Genomic DNA, 11,727 nt, shown 5'->3' with positions numbered 1-11,727 from the left:
GCGGACGCGTACAGCAGGCGAGGCGGCACGACCGGTCGGGCGAGCACCGATTGCCTCCGCATCCGGAACGCGCAACCGCAGGGCCGGTAACGTGGCGCCGTGACCACCGAGACTTCCCCGCCCGTCGCCAAGCGGGTGCCCGCCGAGCGCACGCACCACGGCGACACCGTCGTCGACGAGTACGCCTGGCTGGCCACCAAGGACGACCCGGACACGATCGCCTACCTGACCGCCGAGAACGAGTACACCGAGGCGCGCACCGCGCACCTGGCCGAGCTGCGGGAGCGGCTGTTCGAGGAGACCCGCCGCCGCACCCGGGAGACCGACCTGTCGGTGCCCACCCGCAAGGGCGGCCACTGGTACTACACGCGCACGGTCGAGGGGCAGCAGTACGGCGTGCACTGCCGGCGGGCCGTACGCGACGGCGAGACCGAGCCGCCGGTCAGCGTGGACGGCGCCCCGCTCGACGGGGAGGAGGTGCTGCTCGACGGCAACCAGCTCGCCGAGGGGCACGACTTCTTCTCCCTCGGCGCGTTCGACGTGAGCCCCGACGGGCGCTGGCTCGCGTACTCCACCGACTTCTCCGGCGACGAGCGGTTCACCCTGCGGGTCAAGGACCTCACCACCGGGGAGTTGCTCCCCGACGAGGTGCCCGGCACGTTCTACGGCACCGCCTGGTCCGCCGACGCGTCCGTGCTCTTCTACGTCACCGTCGACGAGGCCTGGCGGCCCTACCGGGTGTGGCGACACACCATCGGCACGCCGGCCGGCGACGACGTCGTGGTGCACCAGGAGGACGACGAGCGGTTCTGGGTCGGCGTCGAGCTGACCCGCTCGGAGAAGTTCGTCGTCATCGACATCCACAGCAAGGTCACCAGCGAGGTCCAGGTGATCCCGGCCGGCAACCCGACCGGGGAGCCGGCCGTGATCGCGCCCCGCCGGCAGGGCGTCGAGTACACGGTGGAGCACCACGGCCACCGCTTCCTGATCCTGCACAACGACGGCGCGGAGGACTTCGCGCTCGCGTACACCTCGGCCGACGCGCCGGGCGACTGGGTGCCGCTCATCGACCACTCCCCGGGCACCCGGCTGGAGGCGGTGGACGCGTTCGCCGACCACCTGGTCGTGTCGCTGCGCACCAACGGGCTGACCGGGCTGCGGGTGCTGCCGATCGGCGGCGGCGACCCGTACGACATCGACTTCCCGGAGCCGCTCTACAGCGTGGGGCTGGACGCCAACCCGGAGTACCGGACCGGGCGGATCCGCCTGCGCTACTCGTCGCTGGTCACCCCGGACTCCGTCTACGACTACGACCTGGTGACGCGGCAGATGGTGCTGCGGAAGCAGAAGCCGGTGCTGCCCGGGCCGGACGGGCGGCCGTACGACCCGGAGGCGTACGATCAGCAGCGCGACTGGGCGCTCGCCGACGACGGCACCCGCGTGCCGATCTCACTGGTCTTCCGCAAGGGCACCCCGCAGGACGGCTCCGCGCCCTGCGAGCTCTACGGCTACGGCTCGTACGAGGCCAGCATGGACCCGTGGTTCTCGGTGGCCCGGCTCTCGCTGCTGGACCGGGGCGTGATCTTCGCGGTGGCGCACACCCGCGGCGGCGGTGAGCTGGGCCGGCGCTGGTACGAGCAGGGCAAGCTGCTGGCCAAGAAGAACACCTTCACCGACTTCGTGGCCTGCGCCCGGCACCTGGTCAAGGCCGGCTGGACGGCGAGCGACCGGTTGGTGGCGCGGGGCGCGTCGGCCGGTGGCCTCCTCATGGGCGCGGTGGCGAACATCGCCCCGGACGCCTTCGCCGGGATCGTGGCGCAGGTGCCGTTCGTGGACGCGCTGTCCTCCATCCTCGACCCGTCGCTCCCGCTGACCGTGACCGAGTGGGAGGAGTGGGGCAATCCGCTCGACGACCCCGAGGTGTACGCGTACATGAAGTCGTACACCCCGTACGAGAACGTGACCGCCGCCGACTACCCGGCGATCCTCGCGGTGACCAGCCTCAACGACACGCGGGTGCTCTACCACGAGCCGGCGAAGTGGATCGCGCGGCTGCGGGCGACCGCGCCCGACGGCGACTACCTGCTGAAGACCGAGATGGGCGCCGGCCACGGCGGGCCGAGCGGCCGGTACGACGCCTGGCGGGAGGAGGCGTTCATCAACGCCTGGATCCTGGACCGCCTGGGCCGGGCCTGAGGCCGAGGGAGGCCCCCATCGCCGCCGCACGCGTTCCCCGTCCGGCGGCGCGGGGCCTCCCCCACCCGGCGCTGCTCAGGCCAGCACGCCGGCCAGCACGGACGGCGCCACGTTGCCGCCGCTGAGCACGGCGACCGTCGGCCCCTCGGGCAGCTCGTCGCCCCGGAACAGCCGGGCCGCCACGGCCACCGCGCCGCTCGGCTCGACCACCAGCCGGGCGTCGCGGGCCAGCCGGCCCATCGCGTGGGCGATCTCCTCCTCGGTCACCGTCACGATGCCGTCGAGCCGCTTCCGCAGGTGCGCGAGGGTCAGCTCGGACAGGTGCGTACGCAGGCCGTCGGCGCTCGTCCGGTAGGTCCGCTCCACGTCCCAGACCACCACCTCACCCGCGGCGAGGGAGTCCCGGGCGTCGGCGGCGAGCACGGGCTCCACGCCGATCACCGCGGCGGACGGTCGCAGGGCCTTCACGGCCGTGGCCACCCCGGAGGAGAGCCCTCCGCCACCCACCGGCACCAGCACGACCGCCACCTCGGGCAGGTCGTCGACGATCTCCAGCCCGACGGTGCCCTGCCCGGCGATGACGCGCGGGTGGTCGAACGGCGGCACCAGCGTCGCCCCGCTTCCCGCCGCGATCCGCTCGGCCTCGACGAGCCGCCGCTCCGGTCGGACGAGCACCACCTCGGCGCCGTGGGAACGGATCCGGTCGACCTTGACCGCCGGTGCGCCCTCCGGCACCACCACCGTGCACGGCACGCCGAACGCACGGGCCGCGTACGCCAGCGCCTGCCCGTGGTTGCCCGACGAGTGGGTGACCACGCCGCGGGCGCGGACCTCCGGATCGAGTCGCGCCACGGCGTGGGTCGCGCCGCGCAGCTTGAACGACCCGACGGGTTGCAGACTCTCCGGCTTGAGCCACAGCCGCGCGTCCCACGACGTCGGCAGCAGCGGCGTACGGATCACCGTGCCGGCGATGTCGTCGGCGGCGGCCCGGACGTCCTCGATCGAGATCAGCTCCATGGCACCATGCTGCCCCCGGAGGGTCCGGGGCGTCGCCCCCCGAACGCGCGACCGTCGGGCTGCCGGGCCGCACCCATCCGTCGCCGGCGTGCCCCGGCCGCCCGGCCCCTACACTGCCGGGGTGAGCGAGGCCGACGAGGAGCCGGACGCCGGGGAGGACCGGCCGGGCGACGACGCGCCCCGACGCCGCCCCGCGCTGGTCGTCCTCGCCGTGGTGGTCGCCGCCCTGCTGGTCTGCTGCTGCTCGGCGGTGGTCGGCCTGCTCATCGCCTGGTCCGCGGGCCTCTTCCACCCGCCGGCCTGACGCGGCCGGTATGCCGACGACGACCGGGCCGGGCCGACCTCAGACCGGGCGGCCGGCGGCGACCAGGGCCGCCGCCTCGCCGGTACGGGTCATCCGGTGCCAGCGCAGCCGGTTGCCGATGACCGCGGTGACCACCGACTGGACGACCACCAGATACATCACCTGGCGGTAGACCACTTGCTGCAACGGCAGCGCCCAGAGCGGGCCCAGACGTTCCCCGTCCAGCCGCAGCGCGTAGCCGGCCGTCAACGCCTGGAGCAGCAGCAGCCCACACCAGGCGAGCGCGAGCGCCGACCAGGGCAGGAAGAGCAGGCCGTAGAGCGCGAACACGTCGACCGCCGGCGCGGTGAGCGGCAGCAGGATCTGGAACACCGTGAGGTACGGCAGGCCGCGCCGCCCCAGTTTTCCGCCCGCACCCGGTTCCCGCAGCGCGTGGCGGTGCTTCCACATCGCCTGCATGGTGCCGTAGCACCAGCGGTAGCGCTGCCGCCAGAGCTGCCGCAGCGTCGAGGGCGCCTCGGTCCAGGCGATCGCCGCCTCCTCGTACACCACCCGCCAGCCGGCCCGGAGCACCATCATCGTGAGGTCGGTGTCCTCGGCGAGGGTGTCCCCCGGCACCCCACCCACGCCGAGCAGCACCTGGCGGCGGAACGCGCCGATCGCGCCGGGGATCGTCGGCATGCACTCCAGCACGTCGTACATGCGGCGGTCGAGGTTGAAGCCGATCACGTACTCCAGGTGCTGCCAGCGCCCGAGCAGCCGCCGGCGGTTCGCGACCCGGGTGTTGCCGGAGATGGCGCCGACCGACGCGTCGCCGAAGCCCTGCACCAGCCGGTGGACGGTGTCCGGCTGGAACACGGTGTCCCCGTCGACGAGCACCAGCAGCTCGGCCCGGGCGGCGCGGATACCGGTGTTCAACGCCGCCGGCTTGCCCGCGTTCGGCTGGCGGATGACCCGTACCCCGCGAAGCCGCATCCGCTCCACGATCTCGGCGGTGCCGTCGGTGGACCCGTCGTCCACGACGATCACCTCCAGCGCCGGGTAGTCGCTGTTCACCAACGACCGGACCGTCGCGGCGATGTTCGCGGCCTCGTTGTACGCCGGCACGATCACGGAGACCGGCGTGCGGACCTCGGGACGGTGCCGGGTACGCCGACGTACCCGACGGACGTGCCGCTGGGCGCAGACCACCTGGACCGCCAGCCGCGCCACGCCGAGCACCAGCGCGATGCCGAGCAGGAGATTCATGCCGCCGGCCACCCAGCCCGCACCGAGCTGGGACCAGCGCAGGGCGAGGCCGCTGAGGCGGGTGCCGGTGCTGGCCGGGACGGTCGACTCCGGGGCGCCGATCCCCGCCGACACGGTGGTGAACCGGTACCCCTGCGCTGTCAGGTCCGGCAGCAGCCGGTCCAGGGCGGCGACGGTCTGCTCACGGTCGCCGCCGCCGTCGTGCAGCAGCACCACCGCGCCGCGGCCGGCGCGCGGGGTGGCCGCCTCGACGATCGGGGCGACACCGGGGCGCTGCCAGTCGCGGGTGTCGAGGTCGGCGAGCACGGCGACGTGGCCGGTGCCGGCGGCGGCGCGCAGCGCGTCGTACTCGGGCCCGTTCAGCGCGGACGGCAGGGACGAGAACGGCGGGCGCAGCAGGGTGACCTCGCGCCCGGTCGCCGCGGCAACGGCCTTGCGGGTCAACGACAGCTCCAGGTCGCGCCGCCAGGCGGGCACGGCGGCGAGATCGGTGTGCGTGAACGTGTGGGAGCCGATCTCGTGCCCTTCGGCGAGGATCCGCCGCACCAGCTCGGGGTGCTCGTTGACCCGGGCGCCCACCACGAAGAACGTGGCGTGGGCGCGGTGCCGGCGCAGCACGTCGAGCACCTGCGGCGTCCACCGCGGGTCCGGCCCGTCGTCGAAGGTGAGCGCGATCGTCCGCGCCGGCATGGCCCGGCTGACCGGTTCGCCCCCGTCCAGCCGGAGCACCGGCCCGCCGGCCGTGACCTGCTTCGGGGCGGCGGCAGGGTGCGCGCCGCCCGTGGCGCCGGCGGCCGGGCCGGAGCCACCGCCGATCCCGGTCACCAGTCCGTGCGCGGTGAGCGTGGCGAGCAGCAGCACCAGGCCCAGCAGGAGGAGGAGCCAGTGTGCCCGGGGCTCACGCCGGGCGACGTGACGGGCGGGCGTCACCTCGGCTTGCCCGGGGACCTGCTCGGCTTCGGCGTGGAGCGTCGCTCGTCGCCCTGCCCCGGATGGTCGGTCCGGGCCGGCTGGGCCGTCGAGGGGCTGGCGGGGGCCGTACGGGACGCGGTGGGGCTCACCGACGACGGCGTCGGGGCGGTCGTGGTGCCGCGGGTGACCGGGGTGGGAGCCGTGGAGGGCGAGCTGCCGAGGTCGTGCCGACCGTCCAGCCCCGCCTCCACCGGCTGCGCCGGCCGGGAGTCCGGCCAACCGGGCACCGGAACGGGCGCTTCGAAGAAGAGGCCGGCGAGGATCAGCCCGATGCTGGTGAGCAGGCCCAACCCCATGGCGGTGCCCGCGACCACCGTCAGGCGTCGCCGGCGACCGGTCCGGTCGACGAACACCGGCGGTGACGCGCCCGGCTGGTGATGCATCTGGTGAACTCCCACGCTGGCGTACCAGGGCCCACAGGGTCCTCGGCGGAGACCCGTCCGGGCCCCCGAGGCTCACAGCGCACCGGCCGCCGGCCGCGTTACACCGTTCACCCCGCCCTAAGCTGCTCCGTTCCGACGCTCACCGGGCGCCGTGCCCCGACCGGCACGGCGGGGGCACGGCAGGGCCCGCCGACCGCGCCGGCAACGGCGGCCGACGGGCCCGGTGGGACGGAGGTCAGCGGGTGGCCGACCAGGCGGGGTCGCGGCCGGTGAGGCCGAGCAGCCGGTCCAGGTCGGGCACGGTGGGCCCGGTCGGCACCGGCTCGGCGAAGACGCCCATCTTCCGAGCCGTCGGGCCGAGCTGTTCGGCGAGGTCGTGCAGGGCGGCGGTCGCCTCGGGCGCCGGAGTGTACGGCTGGCCGGTGGCCACGGCGAGGTCCCAGCCGTGCACCGTCAGGTCCAGCAGGGCCATCCCGCCCACGACGGTCTGCGGCATCCCCATGCCCGGCGAGACGCCCTCCAGGCTGGCCGGGTCGGACCAGGCCACGATCAGCCGGCCGGTCTCCTCCTCGAACCGGTCCCGCCAGCCGTCGGTGAGGAAGTCGGGCTTCTCCGCCCACTCCACCGACCGTTTCCCGGCCAGGTCCTGGAAGTTGACCACTACCTGGAAGAGGTGGTTGAGCAGATCGCGGACCGCGTAGTCCTGGCACGGCGTGGTCAGGTGGAGCTGGTCGTCGCCGATGCCACGCACCACCGCGACCGTCGGTGCCGCCGCGGCCGCCAACAGATCGCTAGTCTGAGTAGCCATGGGCCCAGCCTAAGAGGGGGGTCTTGAAAAAATGCGACAGCGACCACGCGCCGACAGTCGGGGCATTCTGGATCCCGGCCGGCTGCGCCGCCAGGTCCGGTTCCGGCGGCACCTGCCGGTCCCGGCGCTGCGTCCGTGGGTCGAGCACTACTGGCTCGTCGACTGGGATCTCCGCGAGCCCTTCGAGCAGCACGTCGTGCCGCACCCGGCGGTGAACGTCGTCTTCCGGCGTGACGGCGACGGCCCGGAGACCGGCGAGGTGGCCGGTGTGGGCCAGGAACTCTTCTCGATCGTCCTCACCGGGTCCGGCCGGGTCAGCGGCGTCCAGTTCCGTCCGGCCGGGTTCCGTCCGTTCTGGCGGCGGTCGGTCGCCGAGCTGACCGGCCGGCGCCTGCCGCTCGCCGACCTCGCCGACCGCTGGCCGCCGGCCCGTGACCACACCGGCGGCGCCTGCGAGGGTACGGACGCCGAACGCTGCCGCGCCCTCGACGACCTGCTCACCGGCTGGAAACCGCAGGCGGACCCGGTGACCGACGAGATGATCCGGCTGGTCGAGGAGATCCGCGCCGACCGCACGGTGCTGCGGGTGGAGGAGTTCGCCCGGCGGCACGGCGTCTCGACTCGCCGGCTGCAACGCCTCTTCCTGGAACGGGTCGGCGTCGGGCCGAAGTGGGTGATCCGCACCTACCGGATCCAGGAGGTCATCGAGCAGGCCGCCGGAGGGTCGCCACCGGACTGGCCCCGGCTCGCCGCCGACCTCGGCTACAGCGACCAGGCGCACCTGATCCGGGAGTTCTCGGCCGTCACCGGCACCACTCCCACCGCGTACGCCCGCTCGCTGACCCGGCCGACGACGAGCCCGGCGGTCCCCGCCGCCCGCTGAGCACCGCCCCGCGGCGACCCGAGCGGCCCGTGCCGCTCAGCGGCGCCGCAGCGCGACCACCGCGACGTCGTCGTTGATCTCCGGGGGCGCGAGCTCCACCAGCAGGCGCTCGCAGAACCGGTCCAGGTTGTCGTCGACCTGCACGGCGGCGGCGGCCAGCGCGCTCAGCCCGTCGTCGATGGTGGCGTCCCGCCGCTCGATCAGGCCGTCGGTGTAGAAGACCAGGGTCGCCCCGGCGGGCAGCACGAACTCCAGATCCTCCGGGCGGTCGGCCCGTACCCCGAGCAGCGGCGCCGCGTGCTGGATGAACTCGACCTTGCCGTCCAGGCTGAGCAGCGGCGGCAGGTGGCCCGCGCTGGCCAGCCGGACCCGACCCGACTGGGGGTGCAGCAGCAGCACGCAGAGGGTCGCCAGCTCGTTCGGGAGCAGCGTCCGCATCAGCTCGTTCACCCGGTGCACGATCGCGCCCGGCTGGTGCCCCTCCACCGCGTACGCCCGCACGGCGTGCCGGAGCTCGGCCATCACCGTCGCCGCGTGCAGCGAGTGGCCCGCCACGTCACCCACCGCCAGCAGCAGGTGCCCGTCGAGCATCACCAGCTCGTAGAAGTCCCCCCCGACCTCGGTGCGGGCGCTCGCCGGCTCGTAGCGCACCGCGAGGTCCAACCCGTTGATCTCCGGGATGCGGCGCGGCAGCAGGCTCCGCTGGAGGGTGACGGCGATGCGGTGCTCCTCGTCGAACGAGCGCTGCGCCTCCACGGCCGCCGCCACCGCCTGCGCGAGCTGCACCAGCACCGGCGTACGCGCGGTCTGGGTGCTGGTCGGCACCACGACGTAGAGCGGCGGCCGGTCCTCGCGCAGCCGGGTCGCGGCCACCGTCACCGTGTCGTCGGCCGGCCAGTCCAGCAGCGCCCACGCGGACGGGTCGGTGACCTGGACCGTCGTGCCGATCGGCACCACCGTCTCGTCGAGCCGCCACGGCACGACTGTGGCCTCCGCGCCGGGGCCGGCGGAGATCCCGGCGAGGCAGTCGCCCTCGGAGGTCTCCGCCACCAGCGCGGCCGGGCTCTTGAAGATCCGCGCCGCGCCGGCCACCGCCGCCTGGAGCATCCCGGTGAACGTCGACGCGGCGTGCACCGCGACCGTGGTGTCGGCGAGCGCGAGCAACCGCTCGGCGAGCAGCTCCGCCCGCTGCCGAGCCTGGTAGTAACGCAGCACCGCGTGCACGGTCGCCACCAGCTCGTCCGGCTCGATCGGCTCCGCCAGGTAGGCGTCCGCGCCCCGGGTGAGCCCCTGTGCCCGGTCCGTCACGTCCACCGCGTGCGCCGACACGTGGATCACCGGCATGGCCGGGTGCGCGTCCTTGATCCGTTCGCAGACCTCGAAGCCGCTCATGTCGGGCAACCGGACGTCGAGCACCACCAGCTCGATCGGGTCCCTGTCGACCCGGGCCAGCGCCTCGGCGCCGCTCTCCGCCTCGACCACCTGGAACCCGGCCCGGGTCAGCCAGCTGACCAGCAGGTACCGCTTGGTGCGACTGTCGTCCACCACCAGCACGGTCGGCTGGGCGGCCACCTCAGGCCCCGTCCACCGGCAGGACGACGGTGAAGGTGCTGCCGCGGCCCGGCTCGCTGCTCAGCTCCAGGTTCCCGCCGAGCAGCGTCACCACCCGCCGCGCGTACGGCAGGCCGAGGCCCGTGCCGCCCACCCGGGTCGTCCCCGGCACCTGGTAGAACTCCTCGAAGATCCGCTCGTGCAGCTCGGGCGCGATGCCCGGGCCGGTGTCCGTGACGGTCAGCGCCCAGTGGCCGTCCCGCCGCTGCGCGCGCAGCCGCACCTGCCCCTGCTCGGTGAACTTCAGCCCGTTGTGCAGCAGGTTGCGCAGCACCTGGCCGAGCAGCACCTCGTCGGTGCGTACGGTGGCCGGGCTCGGCGGCTCCTCCACCACGAGCTCCACACCCGGGCGGGTGGCCAGCGCGCGCAGGGTGCCCCGCAGCTGCCCGAAGATCGGCCGGAGGTCCACCTCCGCCCACTTCGGCTCGATCCGGCCCGACTCGGCCTTCGCCAGGTCGAGCAGCTCGTTCACCAGGTTGAGCAGGTCCGCCGCGGAGGAGCGGATCAGTTCCACCTGCTCGGCCTGCTCGGCGGTGAGCGGATCGGACGAGGAGTCGGCGAGCAGCCGACCGAGCCCGATGATCGCCGTCACGGGGGCCCGCAGCTCGTGGCTGACATTCGCCAGGAAGCGGCTCTTCGACTCGCTGGCCGCCCGCAACTGGGCCGACTTCTCGTCCAACTCGGCGTAGAGCGCCACGACGCCGCGGTTGGTCTCCTCCAACTCCTCCGACAGCTGCCCGTAGAGCGCCAGCACTCCCCGGTTGGTCTCCTGGAGCTCCGCGTTCAGCACGGCCAGCTCGTCGCGCTGGCTGCGCACCTCGTCGAGGGCGGCGATCAGCTGCTGGTTCTGTGCCGCCAACTCGTCCAGGGCGCTGCCCGGGGCGCTCTCGCCCAGCTCGGCACGGAGCTCGGCGAGACGCTCCGGGGTCAGCGCCTGCGCGGTGACCGGGACGCGTCGGGACATCCTCACGACCGTATCCCGCCCGGCACCGGCCACACCCAGCCTGTCGACGAGCCGCGCCACCGCGCCGGACTCCGGCTCGTACCGCCCGTCCGGCAGCGGCCGGACCGGGACGAGGTCCACCCGCAGGTGGAAGCGGCCGTCGGCGCCGCTGTCGACGTGGAAGGCGACGTCCGCGCCGGCGACCAGGCGCAGCAGGTCCCGGGCCACCTCGCTGAGCGCCGTGGCGAGCCGCACCTGGTCCTGGTGCTCCAGGCCCACCGCGGCGGCGACCTCCCGGCCCCGCTGGCGCACCACGAAGATGTCGTGCTCGACCCGCAGCGCCATCCGGAGCAGCGGCGAGCGGTCGGGCACGGTGGTCATACCGCCCTCGCCACCAGCACGCAGGCGTCGTCACGCCGGGTGCCGGCGTCCCGCAGCACCGTCGCGGCCACCACCAGCGGGGAGCGCTCGGCCAGGCCCGGATAGTCGTCGAACTGCCACCGGTCCACCACACCGTCGCTGTGCATCACGAGCAGGTCGCCCGGCTCGAAGGGGTAGTCGTACTCGCGTACCGTCGGGCGCTGGTGCCCGGCGATCCCCGGCAGCGACACCAGTCCCCGGCGCCGCCCGTGTGGGGTGACCACCTGCGCGGCGATGTTGCCCAGGCCCGCGTACCGCAGCACGCCGGCCCGCGGGTCCAGCTCCGCCACCGCGAGAGCGGCACCCCGGGTGTGCGACATGGCGCGGTGCAGGTGCTCGACCACCGTCGACGGTGACGCGGCCGGCGCGGCGTGGAACGCGGTGATCGCCGCGTCGCTGGCGGCGGAGGCCAGCGGGCCGTGCCCCAGGCCGTCGCTGACCAGCACCTGCCGGCGGCCCTCCGCCACCCGGACGGCGTACCCGTCGCCGCTGACCGCCTCGCCGCTCAACGGACGGGTCAGCCCGCCGACCCACGGCTCCTCCGCCGCCTCCGACGGCCAGACCTGCACGGCGAGGACCGTGCCCCGGCCCGGCAGCGAGTACCCGTCGAACCAGCTGGCCTGCCGGACGATCGCGCCGAGGCCGATGCCCAGGGTGCCGACGGTGGAGTGCCCGTCCCGGGAGGAGACAGACAGGTCGGCCATCCCCGGCCCCGAGTCGACGGCCACCAGCTCCACGCCCGCCTCGCGCTCGCGGCGCACCGGGCGGAGCAGCAGCACCCCGTCCTCGGCGTGCTTCGCGAGGTTGCTGGTCAGCTCGGCGACGACGATGGCCAGGTCCGCCCGGCGCGCCTCGCCCAGCTCCAGCTGGTCGCCGAGTCGCTCGGCGGCCCGGCGTACGACGCTGCCCGTGCTTCCAGCCTCCATCCGGAACCAGACGCCA

Annotated in this window: 10 protein-coding genes; 3 read left to right on the top strand and 7 right to left on the bottom strand. The window is 74.3% G+C overall.

Annotated features, from left to right (window positions below; translation table 11 throughout):
- Nucleotides 1-99 precede the first annotated feature (99 nt).
- Nucleotides 100-2,196, top strand: coding sequence for a S9 family peptidase (locus tag SM573_RS14185; protein WP_474616260.1), 2,097 nt, complete (start codon nucleotides 100-102; stop codon nucleotides 2,194-2,196).
- Nucleotides 2,197-2,271: 75 nt separating this feature from the next.
- On the opposite strand, the gene SM573_RS14180 is transcribed toward SM573_RS14185, so the two are convergent.
- The gene (locus tag SM573_RS14180) at nucleotides 2,272-3,213 is read right to left on the bottom strand and encodes a threonine ammonia-lyase (RefSeq protein WP_474616259.1); all 942 of its coding nucleotides are present in this window, start codon (nucleotides 3,211-3,213) and stop codon (nucleotides 2,272-2,274) included.
- Between the two features lie 121 nt (nucleotides 3,214-3,334).
- On the opposite strand from SM573_RS14180, the gene SM573_RS14175 reads away from it, so the two are divergent.
- The gene (locus SM573_RS14175; RefSeq protein WP_474612632.1) at nucleotides 3,335-3,517 is read left to right on the top strand and encodes a hypothetical protein; all 183 of its coding nucleotides are present in this window, start codon (nucleotides 3,335-3,337) and stop codon (nucleotides 3,515-3,517) included.
- Nucleotides 3,518-3,556: 39 nt separating this feature from the next.
- Here SM573_RS14175 and SM573_RS14170 read toward each other — a convergent pair whose 3' ends face one another.
- The 3 genes from SM573_RS14170 to SM573_RS14160 form a co-directional block, all read right to left on the bottom strand.
- Nucleotides 3,557-5,695 carry a bifunctional polysaccharide deacetylase/glycosyltransferase family 2 protein gene (locus SM573_RS14170; protein WP_474616258.1) on the bottom strand — a complete coding sequence of 713 codons (2,139 nt, stop codon included), beginning with the start codon at nucleotides 5,693-5,695 and terminating at the stop codon, nucleotides 3,557-3,559.
- Nucleotides 5,692-6,120, bottom strand: a complete 429-nt coding sequence (locus SM573_RS14165; protein ID WP_474616257.1) for a hypothetical protein — start codon at nucleotides 6,118-6,120, stop codon at nucleotides 5,692-5,694. The genes SM573_RS14170 and SM573_RS14165 overlap by 4 nt, the downstream gene beginning before the upstream one ends.
- 235 nt (nucleotides 6,121-6,355) lie before the next feature.
- The gene (locus SM573_RS14160; protein WP_474616256.1) at nucleotides 6,356-6,928 is read right to left on the bottom strand and encodes a TIGR03086 family metal-binding protein; all 573 of its coding nucleotides are present in this window, start codon (nucleotides 6,926-6,928) and stop codon (nucleotides 6,356-6,358) included.
- A 31-nt stretch (nucleotides 6,929-6,959) separates the two neighbouring features.
- Here SM573_RS14160 and SM573_RS14155 point away from each other — a divergent pair, with 31 nt between their 5' ends.
- On the top strand, nucleotides 6,960-7,811 hold the full coding sequence (locus tag SM573_RS14155) for a DUF6597 domain-containing transcriptional factor (protein WP_474616255.1): 852 nt from the start codon (nucleotides 6,960-6,962) through the stop codon (nucleotides 7,809-7,811).
- 36 nt (nucleotides 7,812-7,847) lie between these two features.
- Here the strand turns inward: SM573_RS14155 and SM573_RS14150 are convergent, their stop codons facing one another.
- The 3 genes from SM573_RS14150 to SM573_RS14140 are packed head-to-tail and all read right to left on the bottom strand — an operon-like array spanning nucleotide 7,848 to nucleotide 11,711.
- Entirely contained in the window at nucleotides 7,848-9,383 is a 1,536-nt protein-coding gene (locus SM573_RS14150; protein WP_474612629.1) for a SpoIIE family protein phosphatase, read from the bottom strand.
- 1 nt (nucleotide 9,384) lies between these two features.
- Nucleotides 9,385-10,746, bottom strand: coding sequence for a sensor histidine kinase (locus SM573_RS14145; RefSeq protein ID WP_474612628.1), 1,362 nt, complete (start codon nucleotides 10,744-10,746; stop codon nucleotides 9,385-9,387).
- Nucleotides 10,743-11,711, bottom strand: coding sequence for an ATP-binding SpoIIE family protein phosphatase (locus tag SM573_RS14140; RefSeq protein ID WP_474616362.1), 969 nt, complete (start codon nucleotides 11,709-11,711; stop codon nucleotides 10,743-10,745). Before SM573_RS14140 ends, SM573_RS14145 begins: the two co-directional genes overlap by 4 nt.
- Nucleotides 11,712-11,727: the final 16 nt, after the last annotated feature.

This window comes from Micromonospora xinjiangensis, from assembly GCF_056150165.1.
Note: the sequence above shows the minus strand (reverse complement) of the source record. Positions and strands in the feature narration are given on the sequence as shown.